22 protein-coding genes are annotated in these 22,950 nt (G+C 68.7%); 13 read left to right on the top strand and 9 right to left on the bottom strand.

The window, feature by feature from the left end; translation table 11 throughout:
* The first annotated feature begins 110 nt into the window (after nt 1-110).
* Together C5C17_RS04835 and C5C17_RS04840 are read left to right on the top strand one after the other, a co-directional pair.
* The gene (locus C5C17_RS04835; protein WP_104252220.1) at nt 111-1,844 is read left to right on the top strand and encodes an ABC transporter ATP-binding protein; all 1,734 of its coding nucleotides are present in this window, start codon (nt 111-113) and stop codon (nt 1,842-1,844) included.
* Complete coding sequence (locus C5C17_RS04840; protein WP_104252221.1) at nt 1,841-3,913, top strand: ABC transporter ATP-binding protein; 2,073 nt, start codon at nt 1,841-1,843, stop codon at nt 3,911-3,913. Before C5C17_RS04835 ends, C5C17_RS04840 begins: the two co-directional genes overlap by 4 nt.
* A 280-nt stretch (nt 3,914-4,193) precedes the next feature.
* Here the strand turns inward: C5C17_RS04840 and C5C17_RS04845 are convergent, their stop codons facing one another.
* Nucleotides 4,194-5,255: an SDR family NAD(P)-dependent oxidoreductase gene (locus C5C17_RS04845; protein ID WP_104252222.1), complete on the bottom strand. Its 1,062-nt coding sequence runs from the start codon at nt 5,253-5,255 to the stop codon at nt 4,194-4,196.
* A gap of 116 nt (nt 5,256-5,371) precedes the next feature.
* On the opposite strand from C5C17_RS04845, the gene C5C17_RS04850 reads away from it, so the two are divergent.
* Complete coding sequence (locus C5C17_RS04850) at nt 5,372-5,926, top strand: TetR/AcrR family transcriptional regulator (protein WP_258065934.1); 555 nt, start codon at nt 5,372-5,374, stop codon at nt 5,924-5,926.
* Between the two features lie 6 nt (nt 5,927-5,932).
* Here C5C17_RS04850 and C5C17_RS04855 read toward each other — a convergent pair whose 3' ends face one another.
* Nucleotides 5,933-6,421: a MarR family winged helix-turn-helix transcriptional regulator gene (locus C5C17_RS04855; protein WP_104252223.1), complete on the bottom strand. Its 489-nt coding sequence runs from the start codon at nt 6,419-6,421 to the stop codon at nt 5,933-5,935.
* Nucleotides 6,422-6,528: 107 nt separating this feature from the next.
* On the opposite strand from C5C17_RS04855, the gene C5C17_RS04860 reads away from it, so the two are divergent.
* Together C5C17_RS04860 and C5C17_RS04865 are read left to right on the top strand one after the other, a co-directional pair.
* The gene (locus C5C17_RS04860; protein ID WP_104252224.1) at nt 6,529-7,089 is read left to right on the top strand and encodes a hypothetical protein; all 561 of its coding nucleotides are present in this window, start codon (nt 6,529-6,531) and stop codon (nt 7,087-7,089) included.
* Between the two features lie 113 nt (nt 7,090-7,202).
* Nucleotides 7,203-8,132 (top strand): hypothetical protein, encoded by a 930-nt coding sequence (locus C5C17_RS04865; protein WP_104252225.1) that lies wholly within the window; start codon nt 7,203-7,205, stop codon nt 8,130-8,132.
* Nucleotides 8,133-8,168: 36 nt separating this feature from the next.
* Here the strand turns inward: C5C17_RS04865 and C5C17_RS04870 are convergent, their stop codons facing one another.
* Both C5C17_RS04870 and C5C17_RS04875 read right to left on the bottom strand, forming a co-directional pair.
* A complete protein-coding gene (locus tag C5C17_RS04870; RefSeq protein ID WP_104252226.1) occupies nt 8,169-10,229 on the bottom strand; it encodes a glucose PTS transporter subunit IIA in 2,061 nt (686 codons plus the stop codon).
* 165 nt (nt 10,230-10,394) lie between these two features.
* A complete protein-coding gene (locus C5C17_RS04875; protein ID WP_104252227.1) occupies nt 10,395-11,045 on the bottom strand; it encodes a nucleoside triphosphate pyrophosphatase in 651 nt (216 codons plus the stop codon).
* Between the two features lie 197 nt (nt 11,046-11,242).
* On the opposite strand from C5C17_RS04875, the gene C5C17_RS04880 reads away from it, so the two are divergent.
* Together C5C17_RS04880 and C5C17_RS04885 are read left to right on the top strand one after the other, a co-directional pair.
* The gene (locus C5C17_RS04880) at nt 11,243-11,899 is read left to right on the top strand and encodes a putative glycolipid-binding domain-containing protein (protein ID WP_181028487.1); all 657 of its coding nucleotides are present in this window, start codon (nt 11,243-11,245) and stop codon (nt 11,897-11,899) included.
* A 47-nt stretch (nt 11,900-11,946) separates the two neighbouring features.
* Nucleotides 11,947-13,224 carry a class I SAM-dependent RNA methyltransferase gene (locus C5C17_RS04885; RefSeq protein WP_181028488.1) on the top strand — a complete coding sequence of 426 codons (1,278 nt, stop codon included), beginning with the start codon at nt 11,947-11,949 and terminating at the stop codon, nt 13,222-13,224.
* A 102-nt stretch (nt 13,225-13,326) separates the two neighbouring features.
* Here C5C17_RS04885 and C5C17_RS04890 read toward each other — a convergent pair whose 3' ends face one another.
* From C5C17_RS04890 to C5C17_RS04905, 4 genes are read right to left on the bottom strand one after another with little or no spacing between them, the layout of a single operon-like run.
* A complete protein-coding gene (locus C5C17_RS04890; protein WP_104252229.1) occupies nt 13,327-13,860 on the bottom strand; it encodes a septum formation family protein in 534 nt (177 codons plus the stop codon).
* Nucleotides 13,861-13,915: 55 nt separating this feature from the next.
* Nucleotides 13,916-14,662 carry a hypothetical protein gene (locus C5C17_RS04895; RefSeq protein ID WP_104252230.1) on the bottom strand — a complete coding sequence of 249 codons (747 nt, stop codon included), beginning with the start codon at nt 14,660-14,662 and terminating at the stop codon, nt 13,916-13,918.
* Nucleotides 14,663-14,671: 9 nt separating this feature from the next.
* On the bottom strand, nt 14,672-14,917 hold the full coding sequence (locus tag C5C17_RS04900; protein ID WP_244296236.1) for an acyl-CoA carboxylase subunit epsilon: 246 nt from the start codon (nt 14,915-14,917) through the stop codon (nt 14,672-14,674).
* A complete protein-coding gene (locus C5C17_RS04905) occupies nt 14,914-16,527 on the bottom strand; it encodes an acyl-CoA carboxylase subunit beta (RefSeq protein ID WP_104252231.1) in 1,614 nt (537 codons plus the stop codon). The genes C5C17_RS04900 and C5C17_RS04905 overlap by 4 nt, the downstream gene beginning before the upstream one ends.
* Before the next feature lie 110 nt (nt 16,528-16,637).
* On the opposite strand from C5C17_RS04905, the gene C5C17_RS18530 reads away from it, so the two are divergent.
* From C5C17_RS18530 to C5C17_RS04915, 3 genes are read left to right on the top strand one after another with little or no spacing between them, the layout of a single operon-like run.
* Nucleotides 16,638-17,081 (top strand): hypothetical protein, encoded by a 444-nt coding sequence (locus tag C5C17_RS18530; RefSeq protein ID WP_181028489.1) that lies wholly within the window; start codon nt 16,638-16,640, stop codon nt 17,079-17,081.
* Entirely contained in the window at nt 17,078-17,950 is an 873-nt protein-coding gene (locus C5C17_RS04910) for a biotin--[acetyl-CoA-carboxylase] ligase (protein ID WP_181028490.1), read from the top strand. Before C5C17_RS18530 ends, C5C17_RS04910 begins: the two co-directional genes overlap by 4 nt.
* The gene (locus C5C17_RS04915) at nt 17,950-18,678 is read left to right on the top strand and encodes a PH domain-containing protein (RefSeq protein ID WP_104252233.1); all 729 of its coding nucleotides are present in this window, start codon (nt 17,950-17,952) and stop codon (nt 18,676-18,678) included. Before C5C17_RS04910 ends, C5C17_RS04915 begins: the two co-directional genes overlap by 1 nt.
* A 35-nt stretch (nt 18,679-18,713) precedes the next feature.
* On the opposite strand, the gene C5C17_RS04920 is transcribed toward C5C17_RS04915, so the two are convergent.
* Nucleotides 18,714-19,343 (bottom strand): GtrA family protein, encoded by a 630-nt coding sequence (locus C5C17_RS04920; RefSeq protein ID WP_181028491.1) that lies wholly within the window; start codon nt 19,341-19,343, stop codon nt 18,714-18,716.
* Between the two features lie 164 nt (nt 19,344-19,507).
* Here C5C17_RS04920 and C5C17_RS04925 point away from each other — a divergent pair, with 164 nt between their 5' ends.
* From C5C17_RS04925 to C5C17_RS04935, 3 genes are all read left to right on the top strand, one after another.
* Nucleotides 19,508-20,710: a 5-(carboxyamino)imidazole ribonucleotide synthase gene (locus tag C5C17_RS04925; protein ID WP_258065938.1), complete on the top strand. Its 1,203-nt coding sequence runs from the start codon at nt 19,508-19,510 to the stop codon at nt 20,708-20,710.
* 83 nt (nt 20,711-20,793) lie between these two features.
* On the top strand, nt 20,794-21,336 hold the full coding sequence (gene purE / locus C5C17_RS04930; RefSeq protein WP_104252236.1) for a 5-(carboxyamino)imidazole ribonucleotide mutase: 543 nt from the start codon (nt 20,794-20,796) through the stop codon (nt 21,334-21,336).
* A 59-nt stretch (nt 21,337-21,395) separates the two neighbouring features.
* Complete coding sequence (locus C5C17_RS04935) at nt 21,396-22,781, top strand: LCP family protein (protein ID WP_104252237.1); 1,386 nt, start codon at nt 21,396-21,398, stop codon at nt 22,779-22,781.
* The last annotated feature ends 169 nt before the right edge of the window (nt 22,782-22,950 follow it).

Here is a 22,950-nt window from a genome sequence, read left to right on the forward strand (position 1 = left end):
GGTCCGATCCGGACCCGCCCACACTGCCGTCCACTCCGCGTCTTCGGTGACGCGCATCCACCACGTTAGCGGATGCGCTGCCGAAGAGGCCTCGTCGTTCCGGAGAATCGATGCTCGGTAAGCTCCTCGCCCGTTACCTACGGAAGTACTGGCCGCTCCTCGCGGGCGTGCTGGTCTTCCAGTTCCTTCAAGCGCTCGCGTCGCTGTATCTTCCGCGACTCAACGCCGACATCATCGACAAGGGCGTCGCCAACGCCGACACCGACTACATCTGGTCGACCGGCGCGGTCATGCTGGCGATCTCGCTCGGCCAGATCACCTGCTCGATCATCGCGACGGTCTTCGCCGCCCGCGCGGCGATGGCGCTCGGCCGCGACATCCGCGCCGACGTGTTCGCCCGAGTCAGCAGCTTCTCCGAGCGCGAGGTCTCGCGCTTCGGCGCGGGCTCGCTCATCACGCGCAACACGAACGACGTGCAGCAGGTGCAGATGCTCGCCATGATGGCCTCCACCATGCTGGTCTCGGCCCCGATGCTCGCGATCGGCGGCATCATCATGGCCCTGCAGCAGGACGTGGGCCTGTCCTGGATCATCGGCGTCGCGGCACCCGTGCTGCTCCTGCTGGTCGGCATCATCATCAGCCGCATGGTGCCGCTGTTCCGCCAGTTCCAGGTGAAGCTCGACAACATCAACCGCATCCTGCGCGAGCAGCTCACCGGCGTGCGCGTCGTGCGCGCATTCGTGCGCGAGCCCATCGAGGAGCAGCGCTTCGAGGTCGCGAACAACGACCTCTTCCTGCTCGGCAAGCGCGTCGGCGACCTCTTCGTCACGCTCTTCCCGCTCGCCATGCTCGTCCTGAACATCACCGTGGTCGGCGTCATCTGGTTCGGCGGCATCCAGGTCGACCAGGGCACGGTCGAGATCGGCACGCTCTTCGCGTTCATGGCCTACGTCATGCAGATCCTCATGGGCGTGCTCATGGCCAGCTTCATGACGATCATGATCCCGCGCGCCGCGGTGAGCGCCGACCGCATCTCCGAGGTGCTCGCCACCGAGTCGACGCTCATCATGCCGGCCAACCCGGTCACCGACTTCCCAGAGCCAGGAGTCATCGAGTTCGACGACGTCGAGTTCACGTACCCGGGCGCCGACGAGCCTGTCCTCACAGGCATCTCGTTCCGCGCCGCCCCCGGGGAGACCGTCGCCGTCGTCGGCTCGACGGGTGCGGGCAAGACGACCCTCGTGTCGCTCATCCCGCGCCTATTCGATGCGACGGGTGGCACCGTCAGGGTCAACGGGGTCGACGTGCGCCAGGCGGATGCGGAGCTCCTCTGGGACGGCATCGGCCTCGTTCCGCAGCGTCCGTTCCTCTTCACCGGCACGATCGCGTCCAACCTCCGCTACGGTCGCGAGGCTGCAACGGACGACGAGCTCTGGAAAGCGCTCGACATCGCGCAGGCGACCGCGTTCGTGCAGGAGAAGGACAAGCAGCTCGAATCGCGCATCGCCCAGGGCGGCACGAACGTCTCGGGTGGGCAGCGGCAGCGACTCGCCATCGCGCGAGCCATCGTGCATGAGCCGAAGGTGTTCGTCTTCGACGACTCCTTCTCGGCGCTCGATCTCACAACCGACGCCAGGCTGCGCCGCGCCCTCTGGGAGCAGCTGCCGGGCGTCACCAAGATCGTGGTCGCCCAGCGCATCTCGACCATCGTCGAGGCCGACCGCATCGTCGTCCTCGATGACGGTCACATGGTCGGTCTCGGAACACACGACGAGCTGCTCGAGAGCTGCACGACGTACAAGGAGATCGTGGATTCCCAGCTTGCAGTGGAGGCACAGGCATGAGCCGTGACGCAGAGAACCAGAAGCAGGATGCGAAGGCATCGCGCGGACGCGGACGCAAGCCCAAGGAGGTCGTCGAGAAGGTGCTGACGGAGGAGGAGCAGCTCGAACTCGAGCTCGCCGAACAGGCCCGCCAGTCGTCCGGAGACTGGGACAGCGTGGCTCCCGGCAAGGCGATGAACTTCGGGCAGAGCTTCGGCAGGCTGCTCGGCAGGCTCCGCCCGTACCGGGCCGCGCTCATCATCGTGTCGTTCCTCGGGGCGGTCGGCGTCGTGCTCTCGGTCATCGCCCCCCGCGTGCTGGGTGAGGGGACGAACCTCATCTTCGAGGGCGTCGTCTCCAGCCAGCTGCCTTCGGGAGCGTCCAAGGAGCAGGTCGTCGCGGGTCTCCGCGACTCCGGCCAGACGCAGTTCGCCGACATGGTCGCGGCCATGGACATCACCCCTGGCGAGGGTGTGAACTTCGAGCGACTCGGCATGGTGCTGCTCTCCGTGCTCGCGCTCTACGTCTTCTCGGCGCTGCTCATGTGGCTGCAGGGCTACGTCATCAACATCATCATGATGAAGGCGATGTACAAGCTGCGCGAAGACGTCGAGCGCAAGATCAACTCGCTGCCGCTGAGCTACTTCGACCGCGTGCAGCGCGGTGAGCTGCTGAGCCGCGTCACGAACGACATCGACAACATCACGCAGACCATGCAGCAGTCGCTGTCGCAGGTCGTCACGAGCGTGCTGACGGTCGTGGGCGTGCTCGTCATGATGTTCTCCATCTCCTGGCAGCTCGCGCTCGTCGCGCTGGTCACGCTGCCCCTCATGGGGGTCATCTTCGGCGTCATCGGGCCGAAGTCGCAGAAGAACTTCGCCGAGCAGTGGAAGAAGACGGGGCGCCTCAACGCACGCGTCGAGGAGTCCTTCTCCGGCCACGCGCTCGTCCGCGTCTTCGGGCGAGAAAAGGATGCGCAGGAGCAGTTCCAGGTCGACAACGAGCAGCTCTTCCAGGCCGCCTTCAAGGCGCAGTTCTGGGCTGGCGTCATGATGCCCGCGATGATGTTCATCGGCAACCTCTCCTACGTCGGCATCGCGGTGCTGGGTGGCCTCATGGTCGCGAGCGGCAACCTCCGCCTCGGCGACGTGCAGGCGTTCATCCAGTACTCGCAGCAGTTCACGCAGCCCCTCGCGGAGCTCGGTGGCATGGCCGCCGTGCTGCAGTCGGGAACGGCCTCGGCCGAGCGCGTGTTCGAGCTGCTCGACGAGGAGGAGCAGGAGCCCGATTCGAAGGACGCCCCCAAGCCGGCGAACGGCGCGGGGGAGATCGTCTTCGACGACGTCACCTTCTCGTACACTCCCGAGCAGAAGCTCATCGAGAACCTCAACTTCTCGGTCGAGCCGGGGCAGACAGTCGCGATCGTCGGACCGACGGGTGCTGGCAAGTCGACGCTCGTGAACCTCATCATGCGGTTCTACGAGCTCGACGGTGGGCGCATCCTGCTCGATGGGCAGGACATCGCCGAGCTGCGGCGAGAAGATGTCCGAAGCCGCACCGGCATGGTGCTGCAGGACCCGTGGCTGTTCGCCGGGTCGATCCGGGAGAACATCCGCTACGGACGTCAGGACGCGACCGACGAGGAAGTCCTCGCAGCCGCGACCGCCTGCTACGTCGACCGCTTCGTGCACTCCCTCCCGGAGGGGTATGACACCGTGCTCGACGAGGACGCGTCGAACGTCTCCGCCGGTGAGCGCCAGCTCATCACGATCGCGCGTGCGTTCGTCTCCGACCCGCAGGTCCTCATCCTCGATGAGGCGACGAGCTCGGTCGACACCCGCACGGAGCTGCTCCTGCAGCAGGCGATGGCGGCGCTCCGCCAGGGGCGCACGAGCTTTGTCATCGCGCACCGTCTGTCGACGATCCGCGACGCCGACCTGATCCTCGTCATGGAGCACGGCTCCATCGTCGAGCAGGGGACGCACGATGAGCTCGTGAAGCAGGGGGGCGCGTACGCGAGGCTCTACAACTCGCAGTTCGAGCAGGCCGTCAGCGACCTGGACGCGGAGCAGAGCCAGCTCACCTCGTAGTCCTCCACCGTTTCGGGATGGGTTCCGCGCTTCCGGATGGGTTCTTTCCCATCCCGAAGCGAGAAGCCCATCCCGAAACTGCGTTCAGGGGTGTTTGGGCGACGGATGCGCTCAGGCGAGCATCTCGTAGACGCCTGAGCCGATGAAGACCAGTGCGATCACGACGAGGCCGATCCAGAAGAACTTGCGCGTGCGCGTGACGGGTTTGCTCATGTGGGAAGCCTACGTGCGGAGGAGTGCCCACCGTGCGTGCGGCGGGCACTCCGGGTGGCGCCGGGGCCTACGCGGCAGACCAGCCGCCGTCCGAGGGGAGGATGACGCCGTTGACGTTGACGCCGTCGTCGCTCAGCAGGAAGGTGATGGATGCGGCGAGCGCCGTCCCGTTCGTCGGCGTCGGCATGATCGCCATGCCCTGCTGCACGCGCTTCGCGCCGAGCTCGGAGTCGAAGCGCGCCTCGATGTTGGTGGCGACGCCGCCCGGGGCGACGGCGTTGATGCGGAGTCCGCTCGGGCCGTACATGAACGCGCTCGACTTCGTGAGGCCGGCGACGGCGTGCTTCGACGCGGTGTAGGCGGCACCAGCTGCCGACCCGCGGAGGGCCGCCTCGGAGGCGACGTTGACGATCGCGCCCTTGCCGACGGCGAGCATCGCCGGGATCACGGCGCGCATGAGCTTCATCGTGCCGGTCACGTTGACAGCGAAGACGCGGTTCCAGATCTCGTCGCTGACCTCGCCGACGGGGGTCATGTTGTCCATGATGCCGGCGATGTTCGCGAGGCCGTCGACCTGTGCCCCTGCTGCCTCGACGATCTGGGCGACACCCGCGTCGTCGGTGATGTCGGTCGTGAGGGTGACGATGTCGGCACCCTCGTGCTCGGTGACGAGAGCGGCGAGGCGCTCGGACGAGACGTCGACCGCGATGACCCGACCGCCCTCGCGGGCGATGCGCGACGCCGTGGCCTTGCCGATCCCGGAGCCTGCGCCCGTGACGATGATGGTCTTGCCGGCGAAGCGTCCGCCGGTCACCGCCTCGACCCAGGCGGCGGCGCGGGGAGTGGGCGGTACGTCGAGGTCGGCGACGGGGCCGAAGTCGCCGGGGGAGGCGGGGGTGACCTCGCCGCTGTTGACGCGCGCGATCATCGCATCCACCATCTCCTGCGGGAACTTGCCCTGGCTGAGCTCGACGAGCTGCGAGAGCGGTACGCCAGCGACGGGGGCGAGGGAGGAGGCATCCTGCCCGCCCTGGGCGAGGATCTCGCGGATCACCACGCCGCCTGTCGGGTCGGTGAGCCATTCGCCGATGGTGTTGTCGGCGGTCAGGGGGTTTGCGCTCGAGGTCATCTGGATGCCAGCTTTCTGCTCGGGCCGCCCCTCGCCGCTCGCTGGAGCCTCGAGACAGGCGGCGACAGCGCCGGATCGAACGAACCGGACAACACTGTCCGGATTATGCTATCCCGGTGTCGACTCCAACGAAAGCCAATCGAGGACCAAGCGCGGGGCCCGAGAATCGCCGCGCCCTCATCGAGGCCGCGCGCGTCGTCTTCGCCGAGGGGGGCGTCGAGGCGCCGCTCAGTGCCGTCGCCAAGCTGGCCGGCGTCGGCCAGGGCAGCCTCTACCGGCACTTTCCCACGCGGGGCGCACTGGCGCTCGCGGTCTTCGGCGACGCCATCGTCGAGCTGGAGGAGCTCATGCAGTCGCCGAGCTCCGGCCTGGCGGACCTCCTCGACCTCATCGTCCAGCAGATGCTCGTGTCGGTCGGGCTCATCCAGCTCACGCTGACAGACGTCGGCGATGCACACGGCTCGACGGTGCGCGAACGCATGCTCGCGGTCCTCGACATCGCCCTCCCCCGGGAGCGCTCGGCTGGCCGAGTCGGGAGCGACATCAGTGCGGAGGACGTGCTCCTGCTGCTCTCGATGCTCGCCGGGGTGCTGCCTCGCACGCCCCGCGGGGAGCGCGAGGCCGTGGCTCGCCGGTCCCTCGAGCTGTTCTGGCGGTCGTTCGCGCCCTGAGCGAGGTCAGGCGCCGGTCGCGTCGGCTCCGTCTGCCGCGGCTGCTCCGTCTGACAGCTGGCGGAGCACGCGGCGGATGCCCTGGAAGCCGAGCACCAGTCCACGCAGCTCGTCGTCGCTCAAGTGCGCGGCGAACTCGTCGGTGTCGGTCCGGAGTCCGAGGAAGCGCTCGTGCAGCCGAATGGCCTTCCGCGTCGGGGCGAGGTGCCTGATACGCCGGTCGGGTTTGCCCTCGGTCCGGGTCAGGAGTCCGTGCTCGACGAGCTTGTCGATGCTCGCGGAGGCGGTGGGGACGGCGACGCCCAGGTGCTCGGCGGCCTGGGAGATCGTCGTGACGGTGCCGGTTGTGACGAGGAAGACGGTCTTCAGCTGCTGAGCCGTGATGTCGAGCTCGAGGAAGGGGGCCATGTGTCGGGCAGAAAGGCCACGGGTGAGCTCGGCTCGGACGTCGTTCAGCTGCGCGAGCAGCTCGTCGCGTGCAGCATCTGCCTCCATGGGAACCTCCTGAGATTGCCGAGCATCACTCTAATAGTGAGGATTTAGCTAAGTATAGTTCGGGGTGCAGGTGCCAAGCGAGCGCGCCGCAGAGAACGGAGTCGATCATGAGCAATGAGACCTGGTGCATCGCCGGCGGCGAGAACGGGGCCGACCGACGCCTCGCCGATGCCCTCCTGCGCGGGGGCAGCACGGTCGCCATCGTGGGCCGCGACGTCGCGCCCTTCGCGCTGCTCGTCGACGACTACGCCGACGCGATCATGCCCGTCGAGCTCACCGCGACCACCCCGCAGGCGCTCGCGGAGCTGCGCGAGAGCATCGAGTTGAACATCGGGGAGGTCACGCACTTCGGGGTGCTGCTCGGCGAGCTCGGTCAAGGGACCGCCGAGCAGGTGGCGGAGCGCCTTCTCGGCAAGCTCAAGGTGGCTGGCGCCAGCGGCGCAGCGGGCGTCGACGAACGCGCCGACCGCTGGCCGGCCGATGCGCAGCTCATCCTCGTCCGCGAGGCCGCAGCCGAGTCGGGGGCCTCCGACCAGCTCGCGGAGAACGCCGATATCGAGCAGCGCATCCGCCTCGCCGCGGAACGGTCGAACCTCCCCGTTCCGGCTGTCCACGTCCGCGACCTCGAGGGGCTCATCCGAGGCGCATCGGTCGTCGCGCCGCGATGACCGAGGATCGGGCCGACAGCGTCTCCGACGGTTAAGCTGACCCGGTGTCCTCACGCGCCGAGAATCTCCTTCGTACTCTGCTGTCCCGCGCCAAGCGTGCCGTCGGAGCGACCGTGGATGAACCCCCGCTGACGTGGGCCATCAAGGTGCCGGCTCCAGACTCCCCGGAGGGTGACGTCTGGGGTGACGTGTTCTACGCGGACGACCTCGCGGCCGCCCTGCGCCGCCTCGGGCAGACCGTGTACGTCGACCGCTGGGAGACGCGCAACCGGCCTGACCCGAGCGTGCAGGACGATGTTGCTCTGCACCTCCGCGGGTTCCACCGCCCCGAACTCGTCGACGGAGCCGTCAATATCCTCTGGATCATCAGCCACCCGGACTGGGTGAGCGAGGAGGAGCTCGACCTGCCCTTCGACCTGCGCCTCGCCGCGAGCGTGCCGTGGGCCGCCGTCATGTCGCGCCCGGACCGCGAGATCCGGCCGCTGCTCCAGGCAACCAACGCTGAGCGGTTCACGCCAGAGCCTCAGCCGGGCGACCTCGAGTCTGGAGTGCTGTTCGTCGGGCGCTCGCGCAACGTCTTTCGGCCCATCGTGCGAGACTCCATCGCCGCTGGCGCCGACCTCGAGGTGTACGGCGACCTGTGGGAGCAGTTCATCGACGCACGCCACATCAGATCCGACTACCTCGACAACGCCGCGGCTCCCGGTGCGTACCGCGGCGCGCGCGTCGTGCTCAACGATCACTGGGACGATATGGCGCAGCACGGCTTCGTCTCCAACCGCCTGTTCGACGCGGTCGCTGCCGGCGCCGCCGTCGTCTCCGACGAGATCACCGGTGGGTTCCCCGTCGCGTTCGGCGGCTCCGTGCGCACCTACTCCTCCGTCGACGAGCTCCGTGGTCTCCTCGCGGAAGAAGCGACAGGATGGCCGACTCCCGCGGAGCGACTGGCGACCGCGCGGACGGTCGCCGAGTTCCACTCGTTCGACGCGCGGGCGCTGACGCTGCTCATCTCAGCGAGGGAGATCCTGGCCGCCCGGGGGTGACGCGCGCCGTTCCGTGGTCGAGACGAGCGGTTCCGGCTACGCCTCACTCGGCTCGGTCACTCTCGTCACCGCCTCGAGGATCGGGGTGCCGACCTTCCCGTCCCCGAGGCCAACCGCCTCGACCGACGCGAACGCGGCCGCGTTCAGCACGATGATCGGCGTGATGAGCGAGAAGCCGGCCGCCTCCACGATGCCGCGGTCGAACTCGACGAGCACGGTCTGCGGCGTCACCTCGTCACCCGCCTTGACCTTGACGTCGAAGCCCTTGCCATCGAGTTCGACCGTGTCGATGCCGACGTGGATGAGCACCTCCAGGCCGTTGTCGAGCTGCAGGCCGAAGGCGTGGCCGGTCGGCTGCGCGACGGCGACCGTGCCGGTTCCGGGTGCGTAGACGACGTTCCCACTCGGTTTGATGGCGGCGCCCGGGCCCATGATGCCCTGGCTGAAGACGGCGTCTGGCACCTCGGAGAGTGCCACGATCTCGCCGTCCAGCGGAGAGAGCACCTCGACGGTGCGCGGCTGCGCCTCGGCCTCGCGGGAACCGGCCGCCGCGATGACATCGTCCGTGCTCTCGCGCCTCTTCGCGGTCTCCAGATCGGCCACGGGCACGCGGGCCGCCTCAAAGGCGGCCTGCTGCTCGGGGCTGCGGTAGCCGGAGAAGATGACCAGGAACATCGCCACGAAGAACGCCGCGCCGACCGCGGTGGCGTACAGCGGGATGTTGTCGAAGGCCGGGATCGTGAGGAGCGAGGTGAAGACGAACGCGCTCGTCTTCACACCGCCTCCGATGCCGATGATGACGCCGCCCACGAGGCAGCCGACGAGCATCCGCCCGTAGATGCGCTTGAAGCGCAGATGGATGCCGTACAGCGAGGGCTCCGAGATGCCGCCGAGGAGGCCAGCCGCGAGGGCGCCCGTGGAGGTCTGCCGCATCTGCGCATCCTTCTCGCGGATCGACAGGTACAGCACACCCGCGGTGGCGCCGAAGCAGGCGAAGTTCCATGCACCCATGGGGCCTTGGATGTAGTCGTAGCCGAGCGTCTGGATGTTGAGGAGCATGATCGCGTTGATCGGCCAGTGCAGGCCGAGCGGCACCATGAACGGGTAGGCGAGCGGGATGACGATGGCGAAGATGAGCGGCGAGAAGTCGTTGATCGCCCGCAGCAGGTTCGCGAGGCCGGCACCCGTGTAGACGCCGATGGGCCCGATGAGGAATGCAGTGAGCGGGATCATGATCAGCATGCTCAGGAACGGCACGAAGATGAGGTGCAGGTCTTCGGGGATGAGCTTCTTCAGTCCCTTGTACAGGGGGCCGAGCAGCGCGGCCATGAGCAGCGGCGGGAACACCTGCGAGCTGTAGTCGAAGACGGTCAGCGGCAGTCCGAAGATCGGCACGACCGACACCTCGGAGCCGAACACCTCGATCGGGTCGATGCCATCGGCGAGCCCCGTGAAGCCGGGCAGCATGACGACGCCCATGATGGCGAACCCGATCCACGGGTCGGCCCCGACTCGCTTCGACGCGTTGTAGGCGATGTAGAGGGGGAGGAAGACGAACACCGCCTGCCAGCACAGGTTGAGGAAGCGCCAGGACGGCGGCAGATCCGTGCGAGGGTCGGCCCAGTTGGGAATGACGCCGAGCGTGCTCATGAGGGCCATGAACGTGATGAACAGGGATGCGCCGAGCAGCGCCCCGAGGATGGGCCGGAACGAGTCGGACAGGAACTCGAAGACGCTGTCGAGCCAGGCGAACCTGCCGCGGGGACCCTTCGCTCTCGCCGCCGCCTTGATGGAGGCCGCGTCCTCCGGATCGGCGGGCGCGCCGCCTCCCGACATGGAGGGCAGCGCCTGGATGTCGTTGTAGACGTTCTGCACGCCGCCACCGATGACGACCTGGTACCGGTCACCAGACTGGGGCACGACCCCCATGACGCCGGGAATCGCTTCGACGGCCGCCTGGTCGATGCCGGAGGCGTCGCGCAACTGGAATCGCAGCCGGGTGGCGCAATGCGTGAGGTTGTCGATGTTCCCAGCCCCACCGAGCTGGTCGACGATCTCCTGGGCTGGCCCAGAAGCTCCTGATGATGATGCGGACATGGCAGGACCCCTCCCCTGTGAGACGTCACCGTTGACGACTCGAGCGCGACGTTACGCCCGGCCTCCGACATCCGCTAGACGCGAGGAGCGTCTGTGCTCATTTTGTGTCCGAATGCGCGAAACCGCTCATCCGGACGCTGCCCGGGGCAGAAGGTTCGCGGAGGGTCAGGCCCGGTTCCAGAGCTGCGGCCACCCGACGCCGAACCCGCGCACGAGCCGCCGAAGCGCGGGCAGCGAGAGCCCAACGACCGTCGACGGGTCACCCTCGATGCGGTCGATGAAGGGCGCCCCGAGCGAGTCGATCGTGAACGCGCCGGCCACGTGCAACGGCTCGCCCGAGGCGACGTAGGCGTCGATCTCGGCGTCGTCGAGGTCGCCGGCGAACGTCACGCTCGCGCTCGCGGTGCTCCCGGCCCCGTCCCCGGACGCGCTCGAACCCCCACGGCGGTCGACGAGCCAGTGCCCGGACCACAGCGTGCCCGTCTGGCCACGCTGCGCGAGCCAGCGCTCGCGGGCCACCTGCGGCTCGTAGGGCTTGCCGAGCATCCGGCCACCGATCTCGAACATCGAGTCACCGCCGAGCACCAGCCCGTCGAGGGGTGCTCCCGTCGACGGGTCTGGCGCATCCGCGACCGCGAGCGCCTTGGCTCGGGCGAGCAGCCGCACGTAGTCGCTCGGCTCGAGAGGTCCCTCAGCGAGGCGGGCCTCGATCACGGCGTCCTCGTCCACGCTCGACGGGATGACGACGGGCTCGATGCCCGCCTGGCGGAGCAGCATGAGACGGGCGGGCGACGTCGAGGCGAGGTACAAGCGCATGAGGCGAGGGTACCGGGGCTGTGGGACGACTCGGCGGTGGGCACGCACGACCGGGCCTGGCTGCTGGTCAGGGCGCGGTCAGCCAACGCGCCAGCTCCTGCCAGAGTGCGCCAAGGCCGCTTGCATACGATCTGTCGCATGCTCATCAGGCTCCGCAGTTCGGCCCAGCGCCCAGATTCCGAGGGGAGGGGCGTCGGGTGACCCGTCTCGAATCGCGGTACCGTGCGCCGAGGCAGACCAGGTTCTCCCGCTCGTCGGTGGTGTGGGATGCGCCAGGTGTCGAAGCGGTCTCGGCCCCCGCCACGCTCGCCTGGGTTGCCGAGGCGACTGGGCATGTGGAGTCGGCGAGCGTCGTCGAGAACGCCGTCGGAGCTCTCACGGCAAACTCCCGAATCTCAGCGCCCGTCGCCGGCGCACCCGACCCGGCGCAGGATCCGGAGCTCGTGTATCTGCTCGAGACGGACCCGGTGCTGCGCACCCGACTCGTCTCCCTCCGCCGTCCCCGCTCAGGGGAGAGCCTCACCATCACGTCCAACGGCCGCGGCGACTGGCGCGTCGGCGATCGTCCCGCCCCGGAGTTGAGCGGTGCACTGGATGTGGATATCCGTGCGACGCCGCTCACCAACACGCTTCCCATGCGCAGGCTCGGCCTCGAGGTCGGTGAGCAGCGCGAGATCGAGGTCGCCTACATCGACACCGAGACGTTCGCCGTCTTCCTCGACCGCCAGCGCTACCGTCGTCTCGGCCGCACCCGCTATCTCTTCCAAGCCGTCGACGGCACCTTCGAGCGCGAGATCACGACCGACGAGCAGGCCTTCGTCCTCAGCTACCCCGGCCTCTTCGCCCGCCTCTGACCCTCACCCGGAGGGCGGAATGCACGCACCCGGCTAGGCTCGAGCGCATGACCCAGGACGGCACGACCCAGCACCTTTCGGCGGAGATCACCCCAGGCGACGAGGTCGAACTCGAAGTCGGCGACATCGCGCACGGTGGCATCTTCGTGGCTCGCCATGAGGGTCGCGTCGTGTTCGTCGCCGACGCCGTGCCGGGGGAGCGGGTGCGGGCGCGAATCACCGAGGTGCGCAAGTCGTTCGCTCGGGCCGTCGCGACCGACGTGCTGCGCGCATCCGCTGACCGTCAGGCGCACGTCTGGCAGGAGGCGAGCATCGAGCGAGCTCCGGAGGACCGGGCTGGCGGCGCCGAGCTCGGACACATCCGTCTCTCCCGGCAGCGGGAGCTCAAGGCGCAGGTGCTCAACGAATCCATGGCGCGCTTCGCCGGGCACGAATGGCAGGGCGTCGTCGAACCGCTGCTCGGCGACGACGAGAATGGTGGCACCCGGTGGCGCACCCGCGTGACCCTGCACGTCGACAAGGACGGACGCGTCGGCCCGTACGCCGCTCGTTCGCACCGCGTCATCGAGACCGAGACGCTGCCGCTCGCGCACGTCGACATCGAGGAGCTGGCTCCCCTCGGCGAGCGCCTCGCTGGAACCGGGCGCATCGAACTCGTCGCGCCGGCGGAGCTCGACACGCGCATGCGCACCATCCTCGATGGTGCCCACGGCCGCAAGCCGGGTGTGGTCACAGAAGTCGTCAACGGGCGCGAGTACCAGGTCGACGAAGACGGGTTCTGGCAGGTGCACCGACTCGCCGCCGAGACCCTCTCCAACGCCGTCGCGGACGCGCTCGACCCGGCACTCGTCGACGCGGAGGCCGTGAACCTCGACCTCTACGGCGGTGTCGGCCTCCTCGCCGCGGCCTTCGCGCAGGAAGCCGGACCAGGCGCGTTCATCGAGACCGTCGAGTCGAACGCGGCGGCCACTGGCCACGCCGCCGCGAACCTCGCCGAATGGCGCGGCGCGAGCGCCGTGACCGCACGCGTCGACCAGTACCTCAAGCACCTCGAACGTGACGCCACGCACCTCGACCGGGAAGGCATCAGCCGCGGCACCGTCATCCTCGACCCACCCCGCTCGGGTGCAGGAAAAGACGTCGTCGATCGCATCGCCGGCTTCACGCCAGCCCAGCTCATCTACGTCGCCTGCGATCCAGTCGCCCTCGCCCGCGACACGGGGCTCCTGCTCGCGCACGGCTACGCACTCGAGTGGATGCGCGCCTACGACCTCTTCCCGAACACGCACCACTTCGAGACGATCGCGCGGTTCGTGCGAGCCTGACCCGAACGACGTCGCCACGCGCGAAGAACGCCGGGCACTCGCATGAGCGAGGCACCCGGCGTTCGTTGCACGGTCTCCGTCGAACGACGAGACCACAGGGGCTCAGCGCGCGGCGCCAGCGAGGCTGCCCGTCGTCTGCGCGGCCTCGTCGGTGACGATGCACTGGATGAGGCGGTCATCGGCATCATCCCAGCTCTGCTGCGTGGGCGTGAGGTAGCTGAAGTTCAGCGCGCTCTCCTCATAGGGAAGCCCGACGAAGGTCGCGAACTGCGCCGTGCAGTCGCCTTCCGCCTGCGCGCTGATCGCTTCGTCACCCGGGTAGTCGCCCGCGGGCATCTCGACCTCGAAGTACACCTCGTAGTCGTGAGGCTCCGAGCACGGAACGACCGGGATCTCGCTGACCATGGTGCTGCCGGCGTCGTTGAAGCAGTCACCCATCGCGAGCTTGAAGACGTCGAGGTCACCCGACTCGGTGACCTCCTGCGTCTCGCCGTCGCGGACCTCGCTCTCCCCGCCCGAGAGCTCGCCCTCGACCGAGTCCGCGATCTCCTGGGCCGCGGAGCACCCGCTGAGGCCGAATCCGAGGAGCGCGAGAGCCCCGATCGCGAGTGCTGATGTGACGCTGGTCTTCGCCATGATCTCCCCTGGAGGTTCGGTGGTTTTCGCTCACTGTAGCGACAAAGCGAGCTTCTCAGGACCGCTTCTCGAGAAGCAGCGCAACGGCGCGCTCCTTGCGATCGACCGGGCAGTCCGCGAAATACGCTGAGCTCGCGATGAGCGCCTGCGTGTAGCACTCGGCGTGCCCCTCGACCGCGGGGACGGCGCTGCCGTCGCGCCCGGAGAACTGCCCGTAGCCTTCCTCGTCGAGCACGCGGATCATCTCGTCCGGATTCGGGAAGACGTACGCCTGCTGGGCGTGGCCCAGCTCATGGATCAGGACCGACGCGCCCACATCGGTGATCGTCGGGAACAGCGTCGCATCATCCGCACGCAGATGGATGCTGGCCGTCGGAGGCTCGACCGGGCAGCCGCTGCCCTCGCACCAGGACTGCTTCGTGCAGGCCTGCGCCTCCTCGGGGCAGGCCGTCTCGCCATCGGCGGCCCAGGTCGCAGGAACACCGGATGCCGCGATGAACGCGTCGATGCCAGCCTCCCCCTCCGGCCACGGGCCGAGCGGGGCCGTCACGAGCGGCGGGTAGCTCAGCGAGGAGCTCTGCGCATCCTCCGGTGCGACGACGACCGGCTCGAAACGGCTCTGCGTCCCGAAGACGTTGACCTCGAACCACTCGCGGACGTCCTCAGCGCTCCACGGCTCCGCCGCCGTCGCGCCGCCCCCATCGTTGGAGGGCACTCCGGCAGGGGTCGCGAAGACCAGCACCACGGCAAGCACGGCGACGACGGCGAACAGGAACCCGCCAGACGATCGCTCGGTTCGCATGCGACAGGATCAGCTCCGGTAGGAGCCGCCGAACGGGTCGCTCGCGGAGCCGCCACCCCGCATCCCGCGCTGGGAGAGCTCCCACGTCGTGCGCCGCCTGACGATGTCACGCGGTCGGTCGAGGTCCTGTGCGGACTCGATCATCGACGCGAGCACGAGCGTCGCCGCGGCGAGCTCGTCCTCGCTCGGGTTGCCGCTGACCGTGCGCACGATGTGCTCGAGGCCGACGTGCGAGGGGATCTGCTCCTGGCTCACAGCGGGATGTTCCCGTGCTTCTTGGGCGGCAGCGACGCGCGCTTCGTGCGCAGCGTGCGCAACGCCTTCGCGACGATCACGCGGGTCGACGCGGGCTCGATGACCGAGTCGAGCTCACCGCGCTCCGCGGCGAGGAAGGGAGACGCCACGTTGTACGTGTACTCGTTCGCGAGACGCGTGCGCACGGCGGCCACGTCCTCCCCGGCCTCCTCGGCACGCTTGATCTCGCCGCGGTAGAGGATGTTCACGGCCCCCTGGCCACCCATGACCGCGATCTCGGCCGTCGGCCACGCGAAGTTCAGGTCGGCGCCGAGCTGCTTCGACCCCATGACGATGTACGCGCCGCCATAGGCCTTGCGCAGGATGACGGTCACCAGCGGCACGGTCGCCTCCGCATACGCGTAGAGCAGCTTCGCACCGCGGCGGATGACGCCAGACCACTCCTGGTCGGTGCCTGGCAGGTAGCCGGGCACATCCACGAGCGTGAGGATGGGGATGGAGAACGCGTCGCAGAAGCGGACGAACCTGGAGGCCTTCTCGCCGGCCTCGATGTTGAGGGTGCCCGCCATGGCGTTCGGCTGGTTCGCGACGATGCCCACCGAAGTGCCGTCGACGCGAGCGAACCCGATGATGATGTTCGGCGCGAACAGCGGCTGCACCTCGAGGAAGTCGCCGTCGTCGACGATGAGCTCGATGACCTGCTTCACGTCGTACGGCTGGTTCGGGGAGTCGGGGATGACGGTGTTCAGCTTCTTGTCGAGGTCCGTGACCTCGAGCTCCGTCTCGATGTCGTAGCTCGGCAGCTCCGCCTGGTTGTTGTCAGGGAGGAACGAGAGGAGCTGGCGCGCGTAGTCGAGCGCGTCGTCCTCATCCGCCGCCAGGTAGTGGGAGACGCCCGAGGTGCGGTTGTGCGCGAGCGCGCCGCCCAGCTCCTCGAAGCCGACCTCCTCGCCCGTCACCGTCTTGATGACGTCGGGCCCCGTCACGAACATGTGGCTCGTCTTGTCGACCATGATGACGAAGTCCGTGAGCGCGGGGGAGTAGACGGCCCCGCCCGCAGCTGGACCCATGACGATGGAGATCTGCGGGATGACGCCGGAGGCCTGCGTGTTCCGGCGGAAGATCTCGCCGTACTTCCCGAGCGCGACGACACCCTCCTGGATGCGAGCCCCGCCCGAGTCGAGCATGCCGATGATCGGCACCCCCACCTTCATGGCGTGGTCCATGATCTTGATGATCTTCTCGCCCGCGACTTCGCCGAGCGAGCCGCCGAACGTCGTGAAGTCCTGCGAGTACACCGCGACTCCGCGGCCGTGGATCGTGCCGGTGCCGGTGATGACCGCGTCGCCGTACGGGCGGCGCGCATCCATGCCGAACGCCGTCGTCCGGTGCCGCACGTACTCGTCCAGCTCGACGAACGAACCCGGGTCGAGGAGCTCGAGGATGCGCTCGCGGGCGGTCTTCTTGCCCTTCGCGTGCTGCTTCGACGCGGAGACCTCCTCCGCCTGCGTCACCGCTTCCGCGTGGCGGGCCCTGAGGTCGGCGATCTTGTCGGCCGTGCTCGTGGGAGTCGGGCCGGACGCTGCGGAGTCAAGTGGTGCGGAGTTCACCCGCGCTACTTTACCGGGCAACGGCTCACATGCGGCCGTACGGGTTAGCCTGAGTGCCCGGCGGCGTGCACAAGACGCGCGCGACGTACGACATTCGAGAGGTTGACGGCATGACTCAGGGCACTGGTGCACCGAACGAGGCCGCGCCTCGACCGGGCGCCGAGGTAGTACCGCTCGCACCGGATGCGCAGGCTCAGCAGTGCATGCTGCCGCCGAACGCCCCCGTCACCCCGTACGACGCGAACGCGCGCGGCGACAAGCCGGCGGCTGTTCCGGAATCGCGGCGCAGCATCTGGGGGATGTGGGCGCTCGGCGTCGCCGTCCTCGCTCTGGTGCTCGCGTTCATCCCCGTTCCCGTGCTCAACATCGCGCTCGCGCTCTCCATCGCGGCGGTCGCGTTCGTGCTCGCGATCGTCGCCCTCTGGCAGAAGCGACGCTCGAAGGCGCTCGCCATCACCGCGCTCGTCACGCTGTTCGTCGCCGTCCTCGCCTCCGTCGTGATGACGTTCGTGTACCTCTCCTTCATCGGCTCGGCGATCGCGGGTGCCCAGTGACCGCCCCCGCCATCACCCAGCTCCTCCTCGGGGGGCGGGCGGCCGGCACCGAGCTCCGCCTCATCTCCGTGCCGGAGGCGACCTCGACCAACGACGTGCTCGCCGACATCTGGGAGCGCACCGGAGGAGAAGCCAGCCAGAACCCGGCCCTCAGCACGCTGGTCACCTATGCGCAGACCGCGGGCGTCGGACGGCACGGGCGCGAATGGATCTCCCCACGAGGCAAGTGCCTCGCCGCGTCGACGCTCGTGCGCCTCACCGACGACGAGAACGCTCCCCGCATCCTGGGCTGGCTGCCGCTCATCGCAGGCCTCGCCCTCCGCAGCGCGATCCTCGAGCTCTCACCACCCGCACCGGGCTACCGGCCCGACGAGCAGGCGGCCCGCGTCGAGATCAAATGGCCGAACGACGTGCAGATCGACGGCAGCAAGGTCGCCGGAATCCTCGGCCGAGTCCTCGGCACTCGTGACGGTGAGCTCTCCTGCGTCGTCGGGACCGGCGTCAACATCACGCTGCAGGCCGACGAGCTCCCCACCCCGCGGGCGACCTCGCTCGCCCTCAGCGGCATGCTCCCCGCGCATCCCGCCGAACTGCTCCCCGCCTACCTCGCCGAGTTCGTGGCGCGCCTCGACGCGCTTCGTGCAGCACGAGGAGACGCCGTCGCGAGCGGCGCGCACGGCGAGCTGAGCGACGTCTGCTCCACCCTCCGAGCGCGAGTCGCCGCAACCCTCCCCTCGGGCGAGGTGCTGCACGGATTCGCCACCGAGCTCACACCAGACGGGCACCTCGTGATCCGCGGTGACGACGGCGAGACGAGAGCCGTCGCAGCGGGCGACGTCGAACGGGTGCGCCCCGAGAACGGGGCCTGATGCGCGGCCGCCCACCGCACCCGAGCGAGCAGTCCTGGGATCAGATCTTCGGTGCCCCCGCCAGCGCGCAGCCGAGCTTCCAGCAGTACCAGGGGCAGCCTGCGCCCGGACAGTACCCGAACCAGCGCCCGAGCCAGCCCGCCCAGCAGCAGGTACCCCACTCGTACACGCAGTACCCGCAGCACGGCGACCCCAGCCAGCAGCACGGCAACCAGCAGTACGACGGATACCCCCAGCCAGACAGCGGCCCGCAGCGGCACTACGAGCCGCTCGGCATGCGCCTGCCCGAGCGGACGGTCATGCGGGTCCGCAGACACGGGCGCCGCCTCCTGCTGCCCTCGTTGATCCTCATCTGCGGTTTCGGCGCCGCCGGCTACAACCTGGGCGCCCTGCAAGAGGCCACCATCGGGGCACGCCACGCCTGGCTGCTCGTCTCGCTCGCCGCGATCGTCCTACTCGGGATCGTGCCCGTCGTCATGTGGCTCCAGGCCCGCAACCGCATCACCACGCACCGGATCGTGCTCTCCCACGGCACGCTGACGAGCGAGAACCGCGAGATCCCCATGAACGCCATCGTCGACGTCACCGTCCGGCGCAACCTGTGGCAGGCGATGTTCCGCTCGGGAACGATCGTCATCACCTCGGTGTCGGGGCAACGGCTGCGGCTCGTCGACGTCCCCAGCGCGAACTCGGTCGCCGCGTGCATCCGGGAGCTCAGCGGGCCCTAGGGACGAGGGCGTCGATGCTGGGCAGCGGGCCAGCGTCAGCTGGTCGCGACGTCTGAGCCGTCCTTCTCCTGCATCTCGGCGACGCGCTTCGGGGAGAACACCCAGAAGCGGTACAGGATGAAGCGGAAGATCGCACCGAGGCCGATGCCCACGAGGTTCGCGATGTTGTAGGCCACCAGCGAGTGATTGTCGAGCACTGCGTTCGTGAACCAGATCGGCAGAAGACCGATGCCGAGCCCCACGAGGCTGACGCCGAAGAACTCGATCGCCTCACGGAAGTTGTCCTGCCGCCTGTGCTGGCGGAACGTCCAGATGCGGTTGCCGATCCAGTTCGTCACGATCGCGGCGCACGTCGAGATGACCTTCGCCCAGAGCGCCCCGTGCGCGACCTCGCTCGGATTGAGCACGGTCAGCATGAGGACATTGAAGAGGCCCGTGTCGACGATGAAGCCGACCCCGCCGACGAGACCGAAGTTGATGAGCTGCGCCATCATGCCCTTGGACGCGGCGATGCGCCGGAACACGTTGGCGACGCGGCCCCAGAGCGACCTCGAGGTGCGCTGAGCGGGAAGATCGAACTCGGCCGTCTCAGCAGCGACGAAGCCGACGAAATCCTCAGGCTCAGAGTGATGCGGCTCTGCGTGCTTGTGGGAGCGATTGGTCAAGCGCTCGACCTCCATCGTGGGGCACTTGCGGGGATGATGCCGCCGCAAGCAGGATAAACTGTCGGGGGAGTTGTGACCCTCGTCGGAGTATAGACACGTCAGAGCACAGGCACGAGATTGCCACAGCACCGCAGGCGGGGAGAAGTCCCCTCACGTCGAATTCGATGCGGGAACACAGACTCCTTCACGGCAGCAGACTGCCGGCACACTCTCGAACGGAGCGAACCATGGGTCAGGTCGTCGGCGTCATCGGAGCAGGGCAGCTCGCGCGAATGATGCTCCCGCCCGCTATCGAACTGGATATCGACCTGCGGGTCTTCGCCGCCGGCCGCGGCGAGAGCGCGGATCGGGCGGTCACCGAGGTCGGCGACATGCACGTGCTCGACGAGGTGCTCGCCTTCGCTCGCGGCGTGGATGTGGTCACCTTCGACCACGAGCACGTCCCGCAGGACGTGCTCCGCGGGCTGGTCGACGCGGGTGTCGCCGTGCGTCCCGGACCCCACGCCCTCCAGTACGCGCAGGACAAGCTGCTCATGCGCCGACGACTCGCGGAACTCGGCATCCCCATCCCCGAGTGGGCCGAGGTGCGAGACGAGGCCGAGCTGCAGGCATTCATCGACGCCAACGGCGGCGTCGCGGTGCTCAAGACGCCGCGCGGTGGGTACGACGGCAAGGGCGTGCGCATCGTGCGCTCCGGCGCTGAGGGCACCGACTGGTTCGAAGCAGGCGAGCCGCTCCTCGTCGAAGAGCGAGTCGACTTCCGCCGTGAGCTCGCGCAGCTCGTCGCCCGCCGTCCCTCCGGCGAGATCGCCCTCTGGCCCATCGTCGAGACCGTGCAACGGGACGGCGTGTGCGCCGAGGTCCTCGCCCCGGCGCCCGGCGCAGAAGGAGCAGACGACCGCCTCGGCTACGTCGCCGCGACCATCGCCCAGTCCGTCGCCCTCGGCCTCGACGTCACCGGCGTGCTCGCGGTCGAGCTCTTCGAGACCACCGACCAGCGCATCCTCGTCAACGAGCTCGCCATGCGCCCCCACAACTCAGGGCACTGGACGATCGACGGAGCCACGACAAGTCAGTTCGAACAGCACCTCCGCGCAGTCCTCGACCTCCCCCTCGGAGACACCGGCATGACCGCACCCCACGCCGTCATGGTCAACGTGCTCGGCGGTCCACAAGAAGGCAGCTACGGCGACCGCTACGAGCGGGCCATGCACGCGCATCCCGACGCGAAGATCCACAGCTACGGCAAGTCCGCTCGCCCCGGGCGCAAGGTCGGACACGTGACCGTCGCCGGTCCGGAACTCGACGACGTCGCCTACCGCGCTCGCGCGGCAGCGGCCGCCTTCGACGACGACAGCACCGTCTGACCCGTGACCGGGCGCGCCCGGAGGCCCGGCCCCACCGGCACGCCTCAGCGGCGCCCAGCGAACCCGCGTCTACGCTTGCACGCATGAGCGAGAACCCCACCGCATCGCCAGCGCCCACAGACGAAGCCTCGCAGCAGGCGCCACTCGTCGGCATCATCATGGGCAGCGACAGCGACTGGCGCGTCATGCACGAAGCCCGCGACGTGCTCGCAGAGTTCGGCGTTCCCGCCGAGGTCGAAGTGGTCTCCGCACACCGCACCCCGGAGAAGCTCGTCAGCTACAGCCGCGAAGCGCGCGAACGAGGCATTCGCGTCATCATCGCCGGAGCCGGTGGTGCCGCGCACCTCCCCGGCATGGTCGCATCCCTCACGACGCTCCCCGTCGTCGGCGTCCCCGTGCCGCTCAAGTACCTCGACGGCATGGACTCGCTCCTCTCGATCGTGCAGATGCCAGCAGGCATCCCCGTCGCCACGGTCTCCATCGGCGGCGCCAAGAACGCGGGAATCCTCGCCGCACGCATCCTCGCCACAGGCGATCAGGCGCTCGCGGCCAGACTCGCCGACTACAGTGACGGACTGCGCGACGCCGTCGAAGCCAAGAACGACGCCCTCAAGCAGTCGCTCTAGCCAAGCCGTCGCCGGCCAGACCCGCCGCACGCCTCCACGCTCCTCGACCGCAGGACCCCATGACACTCACCCTCCCGCTCCGGTACCCGGACGCCAGCTCGCCGCAGCTCATGACCAGGCGCGCCTGGTGGCTGCTCGTCGCGAACTTCTTCCTGCCCGGAACGGCGCAGGTGCTCGCCGGGAACCGCAAGTTCGGGCGCTTCATGCTGTCCATCTGGCTCGGCGGCATCGCCGCGATCCTCGTGGTCGTCCTCCTCGCCTTCGTGCTCCGCGGGCCCCTGCTGTTCGTCTTCTCGACAACGCTCGGCATCACGATCGGGCACCTCGTGCTGCTCTTCTACATCGCCATGTGGGTGGTGAGCGGGTTGGACGCCCTGCGGCTCGTGCGCATCATCAAGCTCGAACAGGTCGCGCGCCCCCTCATCGCCATCGTCGGCGTCGTGCTCGTCGCCGTGCCGCTCGTCTTCGCGGCGGTGACCTCGCAGGTCGCCAACCAGGGCAGGTCCGCCATCGAAGGACTCTTCGGCGGCGCCTCCAACGGCATCCAGCTGCCCGCAGACGGCCAGCTCAACATCATGATGCTCGGCGGCGACCGCGGCGACGACCGCGAAGGGCTCCGCCCCGACTCCATCAGCGTCATGAGCTTCAACGCGTTCACCGGCAAGCTCACGACCATCGGACTGCCGCGAGCCATGGAGAGCTTCCCGTTCTCCGAGGGGCCGATGCAGGACCTCTACCCCAACCTCTACGAGGGGTGCGCCGTCGACGTCTGCTACCTCAACTCCGTCTACACCGAGGCCACGATCTCCGAGAGCGGCAGCTACGCTGACGCCGCCGAGAAGGGCTCAGAGCCCGGGATCGAGGCGATGCGCGACGCCGTCGAGGGCATCACCGGGCTGAGCATCCAGTACTACGTGCTCGTCGACATGGCTGGCTTCACCGAGCTCATCGATGCCCTCGGCGGCGTCGACATCAACGTCACCGAACGCGTCGGCATCGGCATCAACGACGACGGCTCGCCCGGATGGGCGCCCGCGACGGAGTTCATCGAGGTGGGACAGCAGCACATGGACGGCTCCACCGCGCTCTGGTATGCCCGCTCCCGCTACGAGACCACGGACTTCGCACGCATGGAACGCCAGCGGCAGCTGCAGGAGGCGATGGTCGCGACCATGACCCCCAGCAACCTGCTCGGCAAGATCGGCCCCGTCACGGATGCGCTCGAGAAGGTGGTGCAGACCGACATCCCCGAGGGCATGATCGGGTACGTCGGCGACCTCCTCCTGAAGTCCCGCAGCGGCAACAGCGTCCGCCTCGACATCGTGCCGCCGAACTTCGACCAGGGCAACCCGGACATCCCAGCCATCCACGTCGCCGTGCAGGACGCGATCGCATCCGACCCGCCAGAGGCGCCGGCCCCCGAGGAGACCGCCCCCGCCGAGTAGCGCGGCCCGCGCCGCGCCGCGCCGCCCGCTCCGGTCCGCGCTCCTCTCCGCGCCGCGCCGCGCTCCGCGGCGCTCCGCGCTCCGATCGTCACCTCGTGGTCTCGGGATGGTTTGCACGCTTCGGGATGCCTTGCAAGCCATCCCGAAGCGTGCAGGCCATCCTGAGTTC

The sequence above is a fragment of the Pseudoclavibacter sp. RFBA6 genome (genome assembly GCF_002931575.1).
In the GTDB taxonomy this organism is placed as follows: Bacteria; Actinomycetota; Actinomycetes; order Actinomycetales; family Microbacteriaceae; genus Pseudoclavibacter; species Pseudoclavibacter terrae.